This window comes from Shimwellia pseudoproteus, assembly GCF_016415625.1.
Taxonomy (GTDB): Bacteria; Pseudomonadota; Gammaproteobacteria; order Enterobacterales; family Enterobacteriaceae; genus Shimwellia; species Shimwellia pseudoproteus.
On sequence record NZ_WBXP01000031.1, the window covers coordinates 1 to 20,845 of the forward strand.

At 55.9% G+C, this 20,845-nt stretch carries 13 protein-coding genes and 2 pseudogenes; 11 read left to right on the top strand and 4 right to left on the bottom strand.

All coding sequences use genetic code 11. The features are described from left to right. Positions 1-132: 132 nt before the first annotated feature. The 8 genes and pseudogenes from F9C28_RS20150 (at position 133) to agp (ending at position 13,111) form a co-directional block, all read left to right on the top strand. Complete coding sequence (locus F9C28_RS20150; RefSeq protein WP_332909418.1) at positions 133-450, top strand: type I secretion C-terminal target domain-containing protein; 318 nt, start codon at positions 133-135, stop codon at positions 448-450. Between the two features lie 171 nt (positions 451-621). Then, positions 622-2,064: a TolC family outer membrane protein gene (locus F9C28_RS13575; protein ID WP_408641527.1), complete on the top strand. Its 1,443-nt coding sequence runs from the start codon at positions 622-624 to the stop codon at positions 2,062-2,064. Further along, a pseudogene (locus tag F9C28_RS13580) lies at positions 2,061-4,211 on the top strand (type I secretion system permease/ATPase). Before F9C28_RS13575 ends, F9C28_RS13580 begins: the two are co-directional and overlap by 4 nt. Before the next feature lie 20 nt (positions 4,212-4,231). Continuing rightward, positions 4,232-5,428: an HlyD family type I secretion periplasmic adaptor subunit gene (locus tag F9C28_RS13585; protein WP_408641528.1), complete on the top strand. Its 1,197-nt coding sequence runs from the start codon at positions 4,232-4,234 to the stop codon at positions 5,426-5,428. 64 nt (positions 5,429-5,492) lie between these two features. Next, positions 5,493-8,636 (top strand): glycosyltransferase, encoded by a 3,144-nt coding sequence (locus F9C28_RS13590; protein WP_199015904.1) that lies wholly within the window; start codon positions 5,493-5,495, stop codon positions 8,634-8,636. A 41-nt stretch (positions 8,637-8,677) separates the two neighbouring features. Continuing rightward, a complete protein-coding gene (locus F9C28_RS13595) occupies positions 8,678-9,619 on the top strand; it encodes a peptidase (RefSeq protein ID WP_233149076.1) in 942 nt (313 codons plus the stop codon). Positions 9,620-9,962: 343 nt separating this feature from the next. Then, entirely contained in the window at positions 9,963-11,687 is a 1,725-nt protein-coding gene (gene cptA, locus F9C28_RS13600; RefSeq protein ID WP_199015905.1) for a phosphoethanolamine transferase CptA, read from the top strand. Positions 11,688-11,869: 182 nt separating this feature from the next. Continuing rightward, complete coding sequence (gene agp, locus F9C28_RS13605) at positions 11,870-13,111, top strand: bifunctional glucose-1-phosphatase/inositol phosphatase (protein WP_199015906.1); 1,242 nt, start codon at positions 11,870-11,872, stop codon at positions 13,109-13,111. 74 nt (positions 13,112-13,185) lie between these two features. On the opposite strand, the gene F9C28_RS13610 is transcribed toward agp, so the two are convergent. Together F9C28_RS13610 and wrbA are read right to left on the bottom strand one after the other, a co-directional pair. Further along, a complete protein-coding gene (locus F9C28_RS13610; protein ID WP_199015907.1) occupies positions 13,186-13,413 on the bottom strand; it encodes a YccJ family protein in 228 nt (75 codons plus the stop codon). An 18-nt stretch (positions 13,414-13,431) separates the two neighbouring features. Then, positions 13,432-14,031: an NAD(P)H:quinone oxidoreductase gene (gene wrbA / locus F9C28_RS13615; RefSeq protein WP_199015908.1), complete on the bottom strand. Its 600-nt coding sequence runs from the start codon at positions 14,029-14,031 to the stop codon at positions 13,432-13,434. Between the two features lie 405 nt (positions 14,032-14,436). Between wrbA and F9C28_RS13620 the strand changes: the two genes are divergently transcribed. The 3 genes from F9C28_RS13620 (at position 14,437) to rutR (ending at position 16,373) form a co-directional block, all read left to right on the top strand. Further along, entirely contained in the window at positions 14,437-14,613 is a 177-nt protein-coding gene (locus F9C28_RS13620; RefSeq protein ID WP_199015909.1) for a con-10 family general stress protein, read from the top strand. Positions 14,614-14,753: 140 nt separating this feature from the next. Continuing rightward, positions 14,754-15,662 carry a DMT family transporter gene (locus tag F9C28_RS13625; protein WP_199015910.1) on the top strand — a complete coding sequence of 303 codons (909 nt, stop codon included), beginning with the start codon at positions 14,754-14,756 and terminating at the stop codon, positions 15,660-15,662. 63 nt (positions 15,663-15,725) lie between these two features. Continuing rightward, positions 15,726-16,373, top strand: coding sequence for an HTH-type transcriptional regulator RutR (gene rutR, locus F9C28_RS13630; protein ID WP_199015911.1), 648 nt, complete (start codon positions 15,726-15,728; stop codon positions 16,371-16,373). Here the strand turns inward: rutR and F9C28_RS13635 are convergent. Further along, positions 16,370-16,762: a lysozyme inhibitor LprI family protein gene (locus F9C28_RS13635; RefSeq protein WP_199015912.1), complete on the bottom strand. Its 393-nt coding sequence runs from the start codon at positions 16,760-16,762 to the stop codon at positions 16,370-16,372. The genes rutR and F9C28_RS13635 overlap by 4 nt on opposite strands. Positions 16,763-16,853: 91 nt before the next feature. Further along, positions 16,854-20,815, bottom strand: a pseudogene (gene putA / locus F9C28_RS13640) (trifunctional transcriptional regulator/proline dehydrogenase/L-glutamate gamma-semialdehyde dehydrogenase). Positions 20,816-20,845 lie beyond the last annotated feature (30 nt).

Below are 20,845 nucleotides of genomic sequence, written 5' to 3' on the forward strand. Positions count from 1 at the left end.
GACGAAAGCAGGTATGCCTGAAAGTGTGCGTATTGCCTGAAAACACAACCCGCTACGGGGGAGACTTACCCGAAATCTGATTTATTCAACAAAGCCCCGCAGATCGTCAGCAGCGCCAACGCAGACAGTATTGTGGGCTCTGTCTACGGGGATTCGCTGGTTTACCATCTGCTGGCGGATAACGATGATGGGGGTAATGGTCACGATACCTGGAATAACTTCTCTGCCGCCCAGGGTGATCATATCGATGTCTCGGCGCTGTTGGTTGGCTGGAATGGATCCAGTGATTCCCTGGGGAGCTTTATTTCGCTCTCCTACGTTAACGGTAATACGGTAGTGAGTATTGATCGCGACGGTACCGGTAGTACCCAGCATCAGTCGACACCGCTGATTACCATTAATGGGGTCCACACCCTGGATGAACTGTTAGACAGCCATCTTTCTTCATAAATAAATATGATCTGTGTGGCACATATGGATTTGTGCCACCCAGTTAAATGACGGATGCCATTGTTCAGGCTATAAAAATAAAGGGAGCAAATTAAATGAATAAACCCAAAGGGTAATACCTGGCGCGGTATGCCTGAGTCTTATTATTGTTTTTAACAGGGGTAGGCATTAATGGGGCTTTTAAATAAAATTACGCCTGCATTTTTATGTGGGTATTCTGGCTTGTTATTTTTTTATGGAATAAGTAATAGCGTTTGTGCTGAAGAGCTTTCGGCGATGCCCGGGAATATCAGCGCAAATGATATTTATAACAATCAAGGTCAGGCGGTGACTTATGATGACAAAAACTTATTGAATAAAAATGCCCATATTACGGGTGAGTTAACTATCCAGACTGCGGTGAAAACCGCGGTGGACTGGCATCCGACAGTGGCACAGGCTGTCGGGAAATTAATGGAACAGGCCCAAAAGGTGGATGTTGCCAAAGCAAAATATTACCCACAAGTCAGTGCGGGTATGAATAATGGTTATAGCAACACCTATCAGGGGGCAGGGTATTCACCGTCTCTGGTGGTGTCTGTTTCCCAAATGCTTTATGACTTTGGCAAAGTCTCAAGCGCTGTCCGGCAGGCGGACGCCGGTGTTGCACAATATCAGGCGAACGTGATGCTCACCATCGATCAGGTTGCCCACGATACCGCTTCCGCGGTGGTGCAAGTTCAGGGCTACCAAAAATTAGTGGCGATTGCCCGCCAGCAAATGACATCACTGAAAGGTATTGGTGATTTGATTCGCCAGCGCAATGATGCCGGGGCGACATCGTTATCGGATGTGTTGCAAACCGATACGCGTATCGAAGGCGCGCAGGCAACGCTAACTCAGTATGAAGCCGCGCTACAGCGCTGGCGGGCGACCCTCGCCACCTATATTGGTACCGCGGAGATAGGCACCGTCGCCGATAGCGCCCCGCAGGGGATGACCCAGGCCTGTGGTGTCTCCGATATTAATTACCATGCGGTACCTGCGGTACTGGCGGCCATTGCCCAGGTGAATCAGGCCCAGGCGCAGGTGGATAACGCCACGGCGCAAATGCTGCCGACCATCTCTCTGGAGCCCGAGGTCACCCACTACCTGAATGATAACTATGCCAACAGCGCGGCATTGAACAAAACACAGTATTCGGCCTGGGTAAAAGTTGAAATGCCGATTTATCAGGGCGGGGCATTAACCGCCAGCCGCGAAGCCTCACTGCAAAGCCTGGCCGCGGCCAATGCATCGGTCAGGGCTGAACAACTGAATGCCCGGCAAAAGCTCACCGCATCCCAGGATGAGGCGGTCAATCTTATTCAGTCAATACGCATTCAGCAGCGCCAGCAAGTGCTGGGTGAGCAGACCCGCGCGCTGTATCAGGATCAGTATTTACAGCTGGGATCGCGGCCCTTACTTGATTTACTGAACGTAGACCAGGAGATTTTTCAGGCCCAATTCAGCCAGGTACAGACTGAGGCTCAGTTGCGTTCACTGCAGCTGGACTGCCTGTTCAGTACCGGAAAAACGCGCAATGTATTCGCCCTGGATAATCATAATATTCAGGGCGTGGAGATCCGCCCATGAGTACATCCGCTAACCATAGCGATATCTATAACTTACCGGACTGGGCCACGGCAATTTCTTTTATTGCTAACCACTACCGCCAGAGTTTTTCTCCCGGGACATTACAGGCGGCGGCAGAGTGAGGCAGCAGCCAAAAAACCTTAGCTGAGGCACTGCAATACCTCTCGCGCCATGCCGGGCTGCATTGTCTGGTCTATCAACGCAGCGGCTACACGCTGTCGGCCTGGCGCCTGCCGGTGGTGGTGGAGTTAAAAGACGGGCAAATAGGGATAATTGAAAGCTTCAGTGAGGACAATATCGTGGCCATCCGCCTGGTGGCCGAAATGTCCCTCGTCAGCCACTATCCACTCCAGGCTATTCTGGACAACATTGAACACCTGGTGGCATTCCGGCCATCGGCACCGGCCCGGGATGTCCGGACTGAACGGTTCCTGAGCCGTTATCAGCCTGACTGGCTGCGCAGTATTATTTTTCAGGATTATCGCCCCTATGCCCATATTATGCTGGCCTCTCTGGCCACCAATACCCTGGCACTGACGGGGATTTTATTTTCCATGCAGGTTTATGACCGGGTGATCCCGGCCCAGTCTTATCCCACGCTGTATGTCCTGTTCAGCGGGGTGTTACTGGCATCGGTGTTCGGTTTTATCCTCAAGATAACCCGTGGTCATGTGATGGATCTGCTGGGTAAGCGCGCCGATATTCGCGTGTCGGATCGGGTATTTGGCCATGCGCTGCACCTGAAAAACTCCGCCGTTCCCCGCTCGACGGGAACGTTTATTTCACAAATACGGGAGCTGGAGCAGGTTCGCGATATGGTCACCTCCACCACGGTGACGATTATTGCCGATTTGCCGTTCTTTCTGTTGTTCCAGCTGGTGCTGTTTATTGTCTCCCCGTGGTTGAGCTGGATTGCGCCGCTGGCTATCGTGCTGATGGTGGTCCCGGGGCTGTTATTACAGAAGAAGCTGGCGGCGCTGGCCAACCAGAATATTCATGAAGTCACACTGCGCAACGCCATTATGGTGGAGAGTATCCAGGGACTACAGGATATTAAAATGATGCAGGCGGAGAGCCGCTTTTTGCAGCAGTGGAATAACTATATCAGCATTACGGCGGAGTCCGGGGTGAAGACCCGGCGCTTAACCCACGGGCTGATTAGCTGGGGGATGACGGTCCAGACCATGCTGTATGCGGTGGTGGTATTTGTCGGTGCGCCGCTGGTTATCGATGGTGATATCACCACCGGGGCAATGGTCGCCGCATCACTGCTTTCCACCCGGATGGTGGCGCCGATGACGGCGCTTTGTGGGGTACTGGCCCGCTGGCAGCAGGTGAAGGCTGCGAAAGCCAGCCTCGATAATTTAATGTCATTGCCGGTGGAAAACGGCGGTGACGAACAGCGGGTTCATCGCTCGGTGTTACATGGCCATTATGAGTTTACCCAGGCGATATTTCGTTATGCGCAGGAAGAGGGCACCTACCCACTTAAAATTGAGCGGCTCTCCATTCAGGCCGGGGAAAAGATAGCCATTCTTGGGCGTATTGGTGCCGGTAAATCCACCTTATTGCAGTCCATAATGGGCAATATGGAGCTGGTGTCTGGTGAGTTGCGGCTGGATGATCTGAGTGTCCCGCAGTTGGATATGGCCGATATCAGGCGCAACGCGGTATTGCTCACCCAGGAGGCGCGGTTATTCCACGGTACCCTGCGGGAGAATCTAACCCTCGGGCGGCCCACCGCCAGTGATGATGATATTTTCGCGGTGCTGGATATTTGCGGGGCGGTGGAGTTTGTGCGCCGCCTGCCTCAGGGGCTGGAGTATCCGGTGATGGAGGGCGGGGGCGGGCTGTCCGGTGGCCAGCGCCAGTCATTATTGCTGGCCCGTACCTTGCTGCGTGACCCAAATATCATTTTGCTGGATGAACCTACCGCCTTTTTTGATGAGCCAACGGAAAAAGCGTTTATTGAGAAGCTGGCCCTGTGGGCCGGGAAGCGCACCCTGATTATTGCCACCCACCGGGCGGCGGTACTAAAAATTGTCGAGCGGGTGCTGGTTATCAAAGACGGGCAACTGGTGATGGATAAGCCGCGGGAAGCACTGTTCGAGCAGGAAAAAGCCCGCGGGCAGGTGGTGAATATATGACAAAGTCCACCACCACAATGATGGGGATTGTGCCGCAGGATGATCCGGTGGCGGCTATCCCGGGCAAAGAGGAAGATGAAGCCCATCTGGTGGGATCCCAGCGGCTGGTACAGATCCTCGTGGCGTTATTAATTGCCGCTTTTGTCTGGGCATGGTTTGCGGTGCTGGACGAAGTCTCGACCGGTACCGGGAAAGTGATTCCCAGTGCCCGTGAGCAAATCCTGCAAACTCTGGACGGCGGTATTCTGACTGAGCTGGACGTGCAGGAGGGAAGTAAAGTGAAGGCGGGCCAGATAGTGGCGCGGCTGGATCCGACCCGCAGCGAGTCAAGCGTGGGGGAGAGCCAGGCGAAATATCGGGCGTCCCTGGCGGCCAGTATCCGGCTGACCGCAGAGGTCAGCAACCAGCCGCTGGTCTTTCCCGATGCCCTGAAAGCCTGGCCCGCGCTAATTGCCGAAGAGACCCGCCTCTACCATAGCCGGCGCGACCAGTACACCCGCTCAATGCAGCAGCTTAACCAGTCCCTGGCGCTGGTGAATAAAGAGTTGGCTATCACTGAGCGGCTGGCGAAAACCGGGGCGGCCAGTAATGTTGAAGTGCTGCGCCTTGGCCAGCAGCAGTCGGATATTGCGCTTAAAATTACCGATGTTAATACCCGCTATTATGTGGACGCCCGGGAGCAGCTTTCGAAAGCTAATGCCGATGTCGCCAGCCTGGAGGAGGTAATTAAAGGCCGGGCGGATTCAGTTGCGCGTCTGACGGTGCGTTCACCGGTGCAGGGGATTGTTAAAAATATCAAAGTTACCACTATTGGTGGGGTTATTCCGCCTAACGGGGAGCTGATGGAAATCGTCCCTGTGGATGGCCATTTATTGATAGAAGCCCGGATTTCCCCCCGGGATATTGCCTTTATCCATCCTGATCAACCGGCACTGGTGAAAATAACCGCTTACGACTATGCCATCTACGGTGCGCTTGATGGCGTGGTGGAGACGATTTCGCCGGATACTATTCAGGATGAGGTTAAACCGGAAGTGTATTACTACCGGGTGTTTATTCGTACCCAGACGGATTATTTGACGAATAAACAAGGCAAACATTTTTCTATTAGCCCCGGGATGATTGCCACGGTAGATATCAAGACGGGTGAAAAAACCGTGATGGATTATTTAATTAAACCATTTAACCGTGCAAAGGAAGCACTCAGAGAACGTTAACCAATAAGCAAATGTTATTTAATCCGCATATTTCATTACCTGATGGGACCACGGAGACATAAAAATGGCACTGAGCGATTTACTACAGCCGGCTTGTTTCAGGGCAAAGCATCTTAAAACAACGCCGCTGCCTGGCGGCTATCCGGGGTGGGTTATTTTTTTTAGTGTCAGCAGTGGGAAAACCCGGGCCCATGTACATATCGCGACCGGTGCTTCTTTTGAACAGGCATGGCTGGCGGGGGCCAGAGCATTACAGCAGTGGCGCAAAACCCAGCAGCGGGAAACGCAGTGGCTGCGGGTGGACATTGTCGACACCCTGGAAGCCATTGAGTGGGGTAAGCTCAAGGCGAAATTTGCTATGACCAAGCGTAATTATTTCCGCTTTGGGCTGGCGTTTGATCCGCAATTCTCGGTGGCAATGCTGGAGCAGGAGATAGCCGGGAATGCGCTGCTCTATGACGGTAAAAATGGGGTGGTGTCACCCAATGATACCAACCTCCATAATTACGGGGTGCGCCGTTTTGGCGAGCCGCTGGCCTGGCCAGAAAACGATGAGCATATTATCTGGCGCTTTAAAACCCGGGCGGTCTATTGTGACCGTTTTGGTACTTACCCCATTGAAAGCGACGGTAAAGACGCCGGGTTCAGAACCTTGCCGGATAACTGGCAGGAGGCCTGGCTGGGGGACGTTATCAATAAAGGAACGGCGTATTTATCAGGCCAGGTTAAAGCGGATGGGCTGTACAACTACGGCTGGTTTCCCTGTTTTGACCGGCTGGTGGGTTCTTATAATGCCCTGCGTCACGCCAGTTCAACCTACGCGCTGATCGAGGGCTGGGAGGCGACCCGCCAGGAGCCCGCCCGCCGGGCTATTGAACGGGCGCTGGAGCGCCTGACCGGGGAGCTTATCCACACGGCGCGGTTACCGGATAATCGCGAGGCGGCGTTCCTGCATGATACCGGTGATGAAATCAAGCTCGGCGGTAATGCGGTTTCTATTCTGGCGCTGGCAAAATACACGGAAGTCACCGGGGATAAGCAATATATTCCGCTGATGGAAAAACTCGCCGCCGGGATTGGTTATATGCAGGATCCGGCCAGTGGCAAGTTTGTTCATGTGCTGAACAGCCACGATCTGTCGGTAAAAGAGGCGTTTCGGATCATCTATTACGACGGGGAGGCGGCCTTTGCGCTGATGCGTTTGTATCGTATCAACCGCGACCCGGCATTGATTGCCATGGTGGAGAACGCCTTTAGCTATTTTATTGCCAATAAGCACTGGCAACATCATGACCACTGGCTGAGTTACTGTGTTAATGAGCTGACCTATTTCCGCCCGGAGGAGAAATATTTCCAGTTTGGCCTTGATAACGTCAGTGGCCATCTGGATTTTGTGCTCCAGCGGGTGACGACCTACCCGACCTTGCTGGAATTAATGATGGCGGCCGCGGATATGGTGGCCCGGCTGGTGCGCTCCCCGGACCATGTTCATTTGCTGGCCGCCTTTGATACCGACAAGTTTTACCAGGCCCTGGAGTACCGGGCGCGTTATTTACTGAATGGCTTCTTCTGGCCGGAACTGGCGATGTTCTTTAAAAACCCGGCCCGTATTGCTAACAGTTTCTTTATTCGCCACCACAGTTACCGGGTCAGAATCGATGATGTTGAGCATTATCTTTCCGGCTATATCGCGTATCAAAAATATTATCAACGTCAGAAAAATAACGCGCTGGCGCAGGGGATTGTGACCGGTGACGCTGACAGTACCACGGTTTTTTTGCTGGAGAATTTGCGTGACGTGGGCAATGGCATCGAAACCGCCGCCACCCGGCGCGCCGCGCTATTTTGCCAGCACCTCGCCACCCCGCCGGTGATAATTACCTCCGCCTGGAGCCCGGAGCTGGCCGATAATATCGCCGGCCTGAAAAAGCGCGGCGCCCTGCCGGAGCAGGTACAGGTGCATAACCTGTATTACGGTTTAGTGCAGTGCCGCCAGCAACAAAAAATTGTTCCGCTGGCGTCCCTGGCGGGAGATCTGGCCGCCCGTAAAGTGGTGGCGGCTTCGGCCCGGGTGCCGGTGGGGATGCATAACTATCAGTCCGCCGGGGGGGCGATTTTTGAAGAATACTGTGATGAGAGCGGCGCCGTATTGCTGCGGCGTACGTTTGATCACACCAAAGCCAATTTGCAGCTTAGCCATATAGAACTGGGGCTGCCGGGCGGGGAGATTAAACGGTTTCAGCGTGAGGATGAGCTGGTCGCCTGGTTGCTCTACAACCAGCTGGATAATCGCCACCAGTGGCATTTTATCGTCGATAAAAACCGGGCTTACCGGGCGTTTGTCTGCTCACATCCGCAGGAAAGGCTCAACTGCACGCTGAGCGCCATTATTCACGCTCACCATCAGTTGCTCAATGGCGGCATCAAGTACAGCTACCAGCATTTACTGCGCCTGCCGGAACTGGTGGATAAATTGATTATACTTACTGAGGAGCAGCGCCAGGACTTGATCGCCGCCGGGTATCCGGCGGAACGCATGCTGGTTATCCCGAATCATGTGGAGGAGCACAAGATCCCGGGTGGGGTGGAGAAGTCGCCATCGCAGACCATTCTTTACCTGGCGCGTTATGCAGAAGAGAAACAGCATGCGCTGTTGATCCGGGCATTCAGCAAGGTTATTCAGCGCTGCCCTCAGGCGCGGTTACATACGCATGGTGTTGGGCCGTTACGTCGCCAGTTGATCAAACAGGTCGAAGAGATGGGCCTCTCCTATGCGGTTATCATTGACGGTTTTACTGCCGATATCGCCGGGGCGCACCGCCAGGCCTGCTGTTCTGTGCTGTGTTCCCGCCAGGAGGGGCAGTCTATCTCGGCGGTGGAGTCGATGATCTACGGTACGCCGCTGGTGAGTTTTGCCATTAAGTATGGCCCCCGGGATATTCTGGGTGACAGCGGCGCCGGGATACTGGTGGCACCGGATGATGAACAGGCCTTTAGTGAGGCGTTAATTGCCGTGGTGAGCGATCCGGCCCGTCAGCAGCAGATGCAGCAGGCGGCAGTTGATAATGCCCGGCGTTATCACGGGGCGACGCTGGCGGTCCGCTGGGCCCAGTGGCTACAGGCCATGAACGACCAGGGGTCACCCGCCGTGGCGGCGGATAACGTCCATTCACTGAGGTCAGCCGTGCGTAAATCTGCCGGGGGCTAGCCCCGGTGATAACAGCGCAAAACAGGTGGGGCGGAGGGGTTATGCGGGCTGGGGTGGTCATCAGTGTGCTGGGGAGTGCGGCTATCTGGAGCCAGGGGGCCAGTGCGGCCAACGTGGTGCTGGCGGAGCCCTGTAAAAATGGGTCGTTACTGCAGCAGCATGTGCTGGATCAGCAATACAGGGCGGGGGATTTTCGGATCTTCTACGCTAACAGCGGGCCCGATGCGCTGCTGAATACTGACGACAGTAACCACAATAAGGTGCCCGATAGTATTGAAAACATCGCGATCCAGCTGGCTGCCGCGCGCTATTTTTATTCGACAATTCTGGGGCTGCGCTTCCCGCTGAAGCAGCCCATATTTCACAATGCCCGTCAGGTCAATGTCTATGTGATGGCCCTGGAGAAGGGCCACGGATCAGCCTTTGACAAGGTGGCCAATGACACCATGGGCGATGGCCAGCGCACGGGGTGCGGTATCAAAATCGTTATCAACCGTACCCTGGATCCACTGCAGAATGTGACACCTGCCCATGAGCTATTCCACCTTTACCAGTATGGTTACGCAGTATTTAAACAAAAATGGTACCTGGAAGGGATGGCGCGCTGGATGGAGAACCCGTTTAAACCGTCGGCGCAGAATACCCGTTACCTGGCAGACCCGGGCCCGTGCCAGAATAATTACCCGCTGAGTTATCAGGCCGCTGATTTTTGGGCCAGTTACAGCCAGAATTACTTCCCTGCGGCCAGGTTCGACAAGAAGGCTGAGCATTGGCAATACCTTAATGGTAATCCGGTATTTCATAATAATATTTTTCCGGGAGGGCGATTCCTGAAGCCGTTTTTTGAGCAACTGGCCATAGCCAGCCAGCAACAGTCGGCGCAAATTAATACGGCAAATATTTACTGGCGCGAGCAACAGCAGCGCGCCGCGCAGTATAACGATGTGATTTGTGCGGTGGTGCAGGCGGTGAAACCCCGCTAGCCGCGGTGTGGATCGGCGAGTAGATGATAATAGTTTATTAGAGCGCTATTTATTTCTCTGGGTTTGATACTGAGAGTTATTATTTTTTATTTCAACGACAGGCAGCGAAAGTAAGTCCGTCCCGTGATTTATTAGTATCAATTGAGCAACGGTTTATATATTGCCCGTATATTCGTCAGGATATTCTTAATTACAAAATAAAAATGACGCTGCGGCCGAATTAATGTCTGGTAGGGGTGTCAAATCAGCTGCCCCCTCACTGGGGCGTGCTTAGTACGTGCAATAAGTACGCAGCGCTAAGTACAAACAGGCACACCGCTTATTTTCACAGGATATCTTTTTTATGCTATCGACATTGCCTATGGCTTTCAGCTGGGCGTCATTGGGTTGGATGCTGGTATTCTTCTGGTATTTTTCCACGTCATTGCAGCTTTTTATTCTGGTTACCGGGCACAGCGGGACCAACGGGTTTCGTGACTCACTGTTGTTCAGCTCGTTGTGGTTGATCCCGTGCTTTTTATTCCCTGGTTATTCTATGGTCATCGCCACGGTTATTGGGGTGATATTATGGGCAACCTCGCTTTGCTCCCTGGCCTATTACGTTATTTACCGTCAGGAGTTCTCCCAGAGCGTATTGTTTACTATGTTTGAAAGTAACGCGACGGAAGCACGGGAATATTTCAGCCAGTATTTTTCCGCCAAATTGGCCATCGTACTGGTGCTGTATACCCTGGTCGGCGTGGCGCTATGGCACCAACTGCAACCAGTCTATATTCCCGTTCCGTGGCGTTATGGTGTGGCGCTGGTGATTTTCTATGTGTTGCTGGGCCATATGTTACTGCGCGATATTGTTATCCGGCGCCGTAAAGCGCCCCGAATTATTGCCCACGTGATGTCGCGTATTGAACCGGCCGCCCCCTGGCAGATGGTGAGTGCCTGGTACCAGTACCGTAGCCAGCTTGGCAGCCTGCAGAACCTGATGCAGGAAAATAACAGCCTGGCGCCGCTGGCAGATCTTAACGACCGTACCGGTGATGAGCCGCGGACTCTGGTGCTGGTGCTGGGGGAGTCCACCCAGAGCGGGCGGATGAGTCTGTATGGTTATGGCCGTGAGACCACGCCGCTGCTGGATGCGATGCGCCAGCAAGATCCGCAATTGACGGTGTTTAACGACGTGGTGTCTGCCCGTCCTTATACCATCGAAATCATGCAACAGATCCTGACTTTTGCCGATGAGCTTAATCCCGAGCTGTATCTGACCCAGCCATCCCTGATGAACATGATGAAGCAGGCTGGCTATAAAACTTTCTGGATCACCAATCAGCAGACCATGACCAAGCGTAATACCATGCTGACGGTGTTTTCCAGGCAGACCGACAAGCAGTATTACATGAACAACCAGCGCACCCAGAGCGCCCGGCAGTATGATGATGTGGTGTTTGCGCCATTCCAGGAGGCCCTGGATGACAGTGCGCCGAAGAAGCTGATTATCGTGCATCTGCTGGGGACGCATATTAACTACAAATACCGCTTCCCTGAGCAGTATGCCAAATTCAGCGGCAGCGATGATGTCGTACCCAAAGGGCTCAATGCTCAGCAACTGGAGTCCTATAACGATTACGGCAATGCCAACTTGTATAACGACTATGTGGTGGCCACACTAATCAACCAGTATAAAGCGACCCAGCCCCATGGGTTTATGGTGTTCTTTTCGGACCACGGGGAAGAGGTCTACGATACGCCGCCCCATGATATCCAGGGCCGTAACGAAGGGGCGCCCACCCGGCCAATGTACACCGTGCCGTACTTTCACTGGGTATCGCCTTCCTGGCAGCAGCATTACCCCCAGGACTATAGCAACATGACCGATCGTCCCTACAGCCTGTCGCAGTTTATCCATACCTGGTCCGATATGGCCGGGTTGCAGTATCAGGGCTGGGACGCACAGAAAAGCCTGGTTAATGCGGCTTTCCAGCCTGAGACGCGCTGGATTGGCGACCCCTATAAGAAAAATGGCTTATGGGATTTTGATAAATTGCCGTCAGATGCTGCCGTAACCGCCAGATAATCAGGCAGCGCGACAGGATGTGACGTAAATCGGTGGCCGAAGGTGATGGGCCGCCGATTTTTTTGCGTATTTATCCGGGATACGCTGGATGGTGTGTTATGTGCGTGACGCACGTTACTGTGGCTGCTTTTCTGCCACACTGTTCAGCTAATGGTATGGAAATCAATGCTGAGGACGTGCGCATGACAAAATATTCCCTTGCTCTGGTTATCTCGCTGGCGGCCGGTTTTTCTGCCCAGTCGCTGGCGGATGACATTCCCGATGGCTACCAGCTCCAGCAGGTGCTGATAATGAGCCGCCATAATTTGCGGGCGCCGCTCGCCAATAACGGCAGTGTGCTTGAGCAATCGACGCGCCACGCCTGGCCCCAGTGGGATGTGCCCGGTGGCCATCTGACCACCAAAGGCGGGGTGCTGGAAGTCTATATGGGGCACTATATGCGCGAGTGGCTGGAGCAGCAAAAGCTGCTGACCCCGGGAGAGTGCCCGGCGGCATCCCGGGTGTATGCCTATGCCAATAGCCTGCAGCGTACCGTGGCGACGGCGCAGTTTTTTGTTACCGGCGCCTTCCCGGGCTGTGATGTGCCGGTACACCATCAGCCGCAGATGGGCACCATGGACCCAACCTTTAACCCGGTTATCACCAATGATGATCCGCAGTTCAGCGCCCGGGCGGTTAGCGCCATGGCGCAACAGCGCCAGCGCGATCAACTGGATGACAGTTACCAGTTGCTGGCGCAGATTGTCGATTATAAAAATTCACCGGCCTGCACTGTGCATCAGCAGTGCGACCTGGCCCACGGCAAAGACACCTTTAGTGCGCGCCTGAATGAGGAGCCCGGGGTCAGCGGCCCGCTGAAAGTGGGTAACTCCCTGGTGGATGCGTTTACCTTGCAGTATTACGAAGGGTTCCCCATTGCGGATGTGGCCTGGGGGAATATTCGCAGTGAGCAGCAGTGGCGCGTGCTGTCGGCGCTGAAGAACAGTTACCAGGATTCGTTATTCACCTCACCGGCGGTGGCGCGTAATGTGGCGGCGCCGCTGATACGCTACCTTAATCAGGCCCTGGTGAAAGAGGCCGGGAAGGGGCCTGCGGTGACATTACTGGTGGGGCATGATTCTAATATCGCCTCGCTGCTGAGTGCGCTGGAGGTTGAAAACTACCAGTTACCCGGGCAGTTTGAGCGCACCCCCATCGGCGGCAAGATCCTGTTTGAGCGCTGGCATAATGCCAAAAACAATCAGGACAACATTAAGCTGGAGTATGTCTACCAGAGTACTCAGCAATTGCGCGATGGCGCGCCGCTTAATCTGGCGCACCCGGCCCAGCGTGTGACCCTGTCACTGAAAGGCTGCCCGGTCGATAGCCACGGATTTTGCCCGGCGGAACAGTTTGCCCGGTTGCTGGGCCGCGACCAGAACTGAGAGGGACAGTTATCCCGGCGATTAAACCATAAAAAAACCCCGCAGCAGCGGGGTTTTTGGGTGGCAATACCGCCTCACACGTCTTTGCGTTCGATGGTTTGTTCATCCCAGAACAGCGTGTCTTTATCCGTTTTGCTGAAGGCAAGGGGCAGGACCTCATCATTACCGTCTTCCCACACTTGCTCAGCTTTTTTCTCGTCGTAATTACAAAGTTCGAAGATGGCCTCAGCAATTTCCAGTGAGGTATTACGTAAGCGCGCCCATTCTGCAACGTGGTGGGCCTTGTTCTGCTGATCTGCCATGGACTTCTCCTCAGATAATTAAGCGGTTAATTTCACTGCTAAACCAGCCACATATTCCCCCTGATAGCGGGCGATGGCAAGTTCTTCCTCACTCGGCTGGCGTGAACCGTCGGCACCGGCAATGGTGGTGGCGCCATAGGGCGTGCCGCCGCGTACCTGGGAAATATCAAACAGCTCCTGGGCCGCATAACCAATCGGCACAATTACCATGCCGTGGTGCGCCAGGGTGGTCCAGGTGGAGGTAATGGTCTGCTCCTGGCCGCCGCCGGTACCGGTGGAGCTGAACACGCTGGCCAGTTTGCCATACAGGCTACCCGCCGCCCACAGCCCGCCGGTCTGATCGAGGAAGGTGCGCATTTGCCCGGACATATTGCCGAAGCGGGTTGGGGTACCAAAAATGATGGCATCATAGTCGACCAGTTCTTGCGGTGTGGCCACCGGCGCGTTCTGGGTTTTCCCCCCGGCTTTGGCGAACGCTTCCGCATTCATGGTTTCCGGTACCCGTTTGATGACGACATCCACACCATCAACTTTGTTGGCGCCTTCCGCCACGGCCCGGGCCATGGTTTCGATATGTCCATACATGGAGTAGTACAGTACCAGTACTTTTGCAGCCATTGTTATTCTCCTTAATTAACCTATTAGCAAGCCTGAAATACACCCTGGTAAGGGTAGTACAGATCAGCGGTGATGTACTAAATGACCACCGGCTGGCGGAATAAAACGTTGCGCTGATTGATATATCGCACGTTTAATCCCCGCAGGGCGGGTTGTAGCATCAATTCACACTTTTCTGGTGCTGTGCTTCGCTAATGATAAGAAGGCGTTAATGGGCCACCCGCGGGCCTGCCGGGCCATTGCCGTAGGGGGATATGTCAAATTGTAACCATCTGCCCGGCGGGGCTGCGCCTTACGCTACCCTTAACCTAAGCGGTATGTATTGGCAGGCGCCGTGCTGCCGCCCGAACAGCCTGGAGACGCAAGGCAGGCTTATTGATTTACCGGCCCGGAGGTACAGACAGTATGGCAAACCATCGTGGAGGTTCAGGAAACTTTGCGGAAGACCGTGAGCGCGCATCAGAAGCCGGTCGCAAAGGCGGGAAAATGAGTGGCGGAAACTTTAAAAACGATCCTCAGCGCGCCTCTGAAGCGGGGCGTAAAGGTGGCAGAAACAGCCACGGATCTGCCCGCAATAAATAATCCTCATTTTCACTCCCCGTAACATCAGGATACGGGTGCACCGCCGGACACTTCCGGCGGTTTTTATTGATAACCATCACTTGAATATCCGGCCCGCCCCCCGCACACTGTGGTGATTATCTTCTTCGTCTGCGGTTGTCATGTCAGTTACTCACGCGCGTTTTTCTTTATCGCCTCAGGAAGCCATCCTGATGCTGATCACCCTGTTTTGGGGGGCCACCTTTCTGGCGGTCCAGTATGCGGTCACCATGAGTGGCCCGTTATTTTTTGTCGGCCTGCGTTTTGCCACTGCGGCGGTAGCGGTGGCGGTTGTCTCCTGGCGCTGCCTGCGGGGGATGACCTGGCTGGAGGTCAAAGCCGGGGTGGTTATCGGTATTGCCATCGCCTGCGGCTATAGCCTGCAAACCTGGGGGCTGACCAGTATCTCCAGCAGTAAATCGGCCTTTATCACCGCCATGTATGTGCCTTTGGTGCCGTTATTGCAGTGGTTATGTTTGCGGCGGATGCCCAGTCTGATGTCGTGGATAGGTATTGCGCTGGCATTTGCGGGGCTGGTGTTACTGGCGGGCCCGGAAGGCAGTAGCCTCCATTTGGGGCACGGTGAAATTATTACCCTCGTCGGGGCGGTCGCGATTGCGGCGGAGATTATTCTTATCAGTACCTGGGCGGGCAAGGTGGATATCCGCCGGGTCACGGTGGTGCAGCTGGCGACCGCGTCGGTGCTGGCATTTGCGGCGACGGTGCCCACCGGGGAGGCTATTCCGGCCACTCTCCCGCCGGGGCTGGTGGGGGTGGCTGTTGGCCTGGGTATTTTTAGCGCGATTATTCAGGTGACCATGAACTGGGCCCAGCGCAGCGTCTCGCCGACCCGGGCGACGGTTATCTACACCGGTGAACCTGTCTGGGCGGGGATTTTTGGGCGTATGGCCGGTGAGCGTTTACCGCTGCTGGCGGTTGCCGGGGCGGCACTGATTGTTTGTGGGGTGATCGTCAGCGAGATTAAGCTAAAAAAACGCCGGTCGCTGGATATTGCCACGGAAGAACACTGATCTGCCTCGAATTTGCCCGGTGCTGTTTGCTATGCTTGAGCCACATTAGTCAAGGAGTGGATTATGCAGCAAGAGTCATCAGCACCGGGTGGCCGCCGTTCGCGGGCAGTAGCCGCCAAAAAAAAGGCGATTTTATCTGCAGGGTTGACGCTATTTTCCCGCTATGGGCTGCATGGCGCGACCCTGGAACAGGTGGCCGAGCATGCACAGGTGTCGAAAACCAATCTGCTCTACTATTTCCCTTCTAAAGAAGCGCTCTATGTCGAGGTATTAAAAAACATCCTCGCCATCTGGCTGGCGCCCCTTAAAGCGTTCCGCACTGATTTGCAGCCGCTGACGGCGATTGCTGAGTATATCCGGCTGAAAATGGAAGTCTCCCGTGATAATCCCCAGGCGTCCCGCCTGTTCTGCCTGGAGATGCTCCAGGGGGCGCCATTACTGATGGCGGAGCTGTCCGGGGATTTGAAAACGCTGGTGGATGAGAAATCGGCGATCATTTCTGGCTGGGTGCGCGAGGGGAAACTGGCGGCAGTCGATCCCCATCACTTGATCTTTATGATCTGGGCCACCACCCAGCACTATGCGGATTTTGCTACCCAGGTTGAGGCGGTCACCGGCACTGATCTGAGCGATGCGGCGTTTTTCCAGCGCACGGTAAGCCATGTTCAGCAGATGATTATTGAGGGTATTCGCCCGCGGCAGACGGCTTAATGCCCCCGGAGCGGGCAGCTTAAGTCCCCTTCATCACACTGGGTCAGCGAGGCGAGAAACGCCTCCCGATCGCGGGTTTTATCGGTCATACACTGGTTACGGATCATCGGCTGGACACTGCCGCCTTCGGTGCCGGAGGCCAGCAGAGCGCAGTCGGCATTCCGCAGTGCTATCCACGCATTCTGTGCTTTTTTGAGTAATGCTTTCTGGTTGTCGTCGGCCAGGGCGCTGACGTTTTGCCAGGTGGCGTTGAGCTGACGATCGGCCTGCTGATACTGTTCTGCGCTACAGGTGTTCATTTCGGTCTGGGTGGCGGCCTGGTCGCAATTTGCCGCCAGGGCGGCGCCGGGCAACAGCAGGCTAAGGGCGAATAACGTAACCGGTTTCATAAGCTATCCCTTGTTGCGGTACATTGCTGCGATACCTTGTCTTAAAAAAAAGGCCCCGGCATCCCGGGGCCTGCCTCAGGGTAGCGAACCCTTAGCCAATTGTCATCAGGCTGGCGTTACCCCCGCGGCGGCGGTGTTGACGCTGAGCGAGCGCTCCACATACAAACGCTCCAGCAGCAGATTGGTTTCCCCCCGGGCGAAACCCTGTACCGAGATAATCGCCCCCTCTCTGGCGGCAACCTGCTGGCAGATTTCCAGTAATTGATCGGAGTCGCCGTGGAAGATGACCGCATCAAATGGCTGAGCAAACAGCCCTGCTGGTTCCCCGTAGCTGATGTGGTTAATGACCGCCGCCGGGAGCTGTTTTGCCAGCGCCCGGTACTCTGGCTGTGCCGGCCACAATACCTGGCTACCTGCCGCCAACGCGGTGGCCAGTTGCACCAGGCGATCGTCGTCGTTATCGGCCATACACAGCACCCGCGCTCTGGGGAGTAGCAGGTAGGTGTTCCGTTCACCGGTGGGGCCGGTAAGCAAACGCTGCCTGCCGCTTTCGCTCAGGGTTAACAAGGTCTGGCACAGGGCCTGTAATGCGGGGCGATCCGCAGACCAGGCCAGTAACGCCTGGATACCCTGTTGCATACCGCTGTGGAGCGAGCTGTCCACCACCTGGTGTTTATCCAGCCGGGCAAAGGTGCGTTGCAGGGCATCCTGGGGACGGCTGGAGAGCAGGCGGTAGAGATAGAGCGGGCCACCGGCTTTCGGGCCAGTCCCCGAGAGGCCTTCCCCGCCAAAGGGCTGAACTCCGACCACCGCCCCGACCATATTGCGGTTGACGTACATATTACCGACATGGGCATGACTGGTGACCTGAGCGATGGTTTCATCAATCCTGGTGTGAATGCCGAGGGTCAGGCCATAACCACTGGCATTGATTTGCGCCACCAGCGCTTCCAGTTGATGGCGCGGGTAGCGCACCACGTGCAGCACCGGGCCAAACACTTCGCGCTTCAGCTCATCCACGCTGTTCAGTTCTATCAGGGTTGGCGGAATAAAGGTGCCGCTTTGCCATTCGCGGGTGTCTTCGCTATTTTCCTGGGCGGCCTGGAAAATACGGTGCCCCTGGCTGCGCATCTCCTGAATATGGCGTTCGATATTGGCTTTGGCGTCGCTATCAATCACCGGCCCGATATCGGTACTCAGGCGTTCCGGGTTGCCCATCCGGCACTCGGCCATGGCGCCGCGCAGCATTTTCAGGGTGTGCTCGGCCACATCGTCCTGAATACACAGAATACGCAGGGCAGAGCAGCGCTGGCCAGCGCTGTCAAAGGCAGAGGCCACCACATCCACCACGACCTGTTCGGTCAGGGCGGAGGAGTCAACGATCATCGCGTTCATACCGCCGGTTTCCGCGATAAGCGGGATCGGGCGCCCGTGCGGATCGAGGCGGCTGGCCAGCTGGCGCTGGAGAATAGCGGCCACCTCGGTGGATCCGGTAAACATCACCCCGCGAATACGGTTATCCGCCATCAACCGGGCACCGACCACGTCGCCACGGCCGGGTAACAGTTGTAGTACCCCCGCCGGGATACCGGCTTCCAGCAGCAGGGCGATGCCCCGGGCGGCAATCAGCGGTGTCTGTTCCGCCGGTTTGGCCAGCACGCTATTGCCTGCGGCGAGGGCGGCGGCTATCTGGCCGGTAAAAATCGCCAGCGGGAAGTTCCACGGGCTGATGCAGACCACCGGGCCTAACGGACGGTGGCTGTCGTTATCCAGATCATTGCGTGCCTGCGCGGCGTAATAGCGCAGAAAATCAACGGCTTCGCGCACTTCAGCAATGGCGTTGCTGAAGGTCTTGCCCGCTTCCCGCACCAGGATACCAATCAACCCCTGGATATCGCTCTCCATTAACTGGGCGGCGCGTTCCAGGATGGTCGCGCGCTCTGCGGGTGGGGTGGCAAACCAGATGGGGGCCTCGCTGACGGCATTGTCCAGCGCGGCGGACACTTCGGCGTCGGTCGCTTCGCGGGTGTACCCGACAATATCGCCAGGATCTGCCGGGTTGATAACCGGGAACATGTCACCGTCCGCCACCGGGCCGCTAAGCACTGGCCGGGCGAGGATCTTGTGGGTGGCGCTGGCCAGCAGGGCAGACGACAGTGACGCCAGCCGGTGTTCGTTAGCCAGGTCCAGCCCCGCGGAGTTAGTGCGGCTGTCGCCGTACAGCTCACGCGGCAGGGGGATCTTCGGGTGCGGTATGCCGACAGCACCTTCTCTGACGGCCAGCTGTTCTACGGCCTCGACCGGATCGGCAACCAGCTCATCCAGGGAGAGGCTGGTATCCGCAATGCGGTTAACAAATGAGGTATTGGCGCCGTTTTCCAGCAGGCGGCGCACCAGGTATGCCAGCAGGGTTTCGTGGGTCCCCACCGGGGCGTAAATCCGGCACGGACGGTTCAGTTTACCGTCTGCGACTTTACCAACCACTTGATCATACAGCGGCTCCCCCATGCCGTGCAGGCACTGGAATTCATACTGGCCCGGGTAGTAGTTTTGCCCGGCAAGCTGATAAATCGCCGCCAGGGTATGGGCGTTATGGGTGGCGAACTGCGGGTAGATCAGGCTGGGGACGGACAGCAGCTTACGGGCACAGGCCAGGTAGGAAACGTCGGTGTAGACCTTGCGGGTGTAGACCGGGTAACCTTCCAGACCATCCACCTGGGCGCGTTTAATTTCGCTGTCCCAGTACGCCCCTTTAACCAGGCGAATCATTAACCGGCGGTGGCTGCGGCTGGCGAGGTCAATCAGGTAATCAATTACGAACGGGCAGCGTTTCTGGTAGGCCTGGATAACAAAGCCGATACCGTTCCAGTCACCCAGCTCGGGTTCGAAACACAGCGTCTCGATAAGATCCAGCGACAGCTCCAGGCGGTCGGCCTCTTCGGCATCAATATTAATCCCGATATCATACTGGCGGGCCAGCAATACCAGGGATTTTAAGCGTGGGTATAGCTCGTCCATTACCCGCTGGTACTGGGCGCGGCTATAGCGCGGGTGCAGGGCGGAAAGCTTAATCGAGATCCCCGGCCCTTCATAAATGCCGCGGCCATTAGAGGCTTTTCCTATGGCGTAAATAGCCTGCTGATAAGAAACCATATAGGCATCCGCATCGGCGGCGGTCAGGGCGGCTTCCCCCAGCATGTCGTAAGAGTAGCGGAACCCTTTCTCTTCCAATTTACGGGCGTTGGCCAGGGCTTCGGCAATGGTCTCGCCGGTGACAAACTGCTCGCCCATCAGGCGCATTGCCATGTCTACCCCTTTGCGCACCAGGGGCTCGCCGCTTTTACTGATTATCCGGTTGAGGGCGTGTGACAGGTTGGCCTCGTTGTGGGTGGCCACCAGTCTGCCGGTAAACAGCAGCCCCCAGGTGGCGGCATTGACAAACAGTGACGGGCTGCGGCCGATATGGGACTGCCAGTTGCCGCCGCTTATCTTATCGCGGATCAGTGCATCCCGGGTGGCTTTGTCCGGGATACGTAATAGCGCCTCCGCCAGGCACATCAGCGCGACACCTTCCTGAGGGGAGAGGGAGAACTCCTGCAACAGGTTTTGCACCATCCCCGCACGGCCACCGGCACTCTTCTGATTACGCAGTTTGTCCGCCAGTTGCCAGGCGAGCTTATGGGCCTGGGCGGCCATGTTTTTGGGGAGCCGGGCGCGTTCAAGAAGCATCGGCACCGCGTCGGTTTCCGGGCGACGCCAGGCGGCGGTGATCGCGGCCCGGGTCACGGATTGAGGGAGGATCTGCTCGGCAAAATTCAGGAACGGGGTGCGGGGCTCTTCCGGGAGCGCCGGGGACTCTTCCGGCTCATTGGCCGCCCCGGACAGCAATGCCGGTAATTCTGGCAGTGAGTCACTGGTTTCCAGGCGCTCGAGATAGGTGAAGATTGCCTGCTTAATTAGCCAGTGAGGTGTCCGGTCAATTTTTGCTGCTGCGTGCTTAATGCGATCGCGGGTGGCTTCATCCAGCTTAACCCCCATGGTGGTGGTCCCCATGTTTCCGCTCCTGATGTGTTATTGGAATTG

Bases quoted from the DNA above. Each gene is read 5' to 3' on its own strand.
- F9C28_RS13610 (WP_199015907.1), bottom strand. From the start codon at position 13,413: ATGGCAGATCAGCAGAACAAGGCCCACCACGTTGCAGAATGGGCGCGC.
- F9C28_RS13635 (WP_199015912.1), bottom strand. From the start codon at position 16,762: ATGAAACCGGTTACGTTATTCGCCCTTAGCCTGCTGTTGCCCGGCGCC.
- F9C28_RS13585 (WP_408641528.1), top strand. From the start codon at position 4,232: ATGGGGATTGTGCCGCAGGATGATCCGGTGGCGGCTATCCCGGGCAAA.
- F9C28_RS13625 (WP_199015910.1), top strand. From the start codon at position 14,754: ATGTCAGTTACTCACGCGCGTTTTTCTTTATCGCCTCAGGAAGCCATC.
- wrbA (WP_199015908.1), bottom strand. From the start codon at position 14,031: ATGGCTGCAAAAGTACTGGTACTGTACTACTCCATGTATGGACATATC.
- agp (WP_199015906.1), top strand. From the start codon at position 11,870: ATGACAAAATATTCCCTTGCTCTGGTTATCTCGCTGGCGGCCGGTTTT.
- cptA (WP_199015905.1), top strand. From the start codon at position 9,963: ATGCTATCGACATTGCCTATGGCTTTCAGCTGGGCGTCATTGGGTTGG.
- F9C28_RS13590 (WP_199015904.1), top strand. From the start codon at position 5,493: ATGGCACTGAGCGATTTACTACAGCCGGCTTGTTTCAGGGCAAAGCAT.
- rutR (WP_199015911.1), top strand. From the start codon at position 15,726: ATGCAGCAAGAGTCATCAGCACCGGGTGGCCGCCGTTCGCGGGCAGTA.
- F9C28_RS13575 (WP_408641527.1), top strand. From the start codon at position 622: ATGGGGCTTTTAAATAAAATTACGCCTGCATTTTTATGTGGGTATTCT.
- F9C28_RS13595 (WP_233149076.1), top strand. From the start codon at position 8,678: ATGCGGGCTGGGGTGGTCATCAGTGTGCTGGGGAGTGCGGCTATCTGG.
- F9C28_RS13620 (WP_199015909.1), top strand. From the start codon at position 14,437: ATGGCAAACCATCGTGGAGGTTCAGGAAACTTTGCGGAAGACCGTGAG.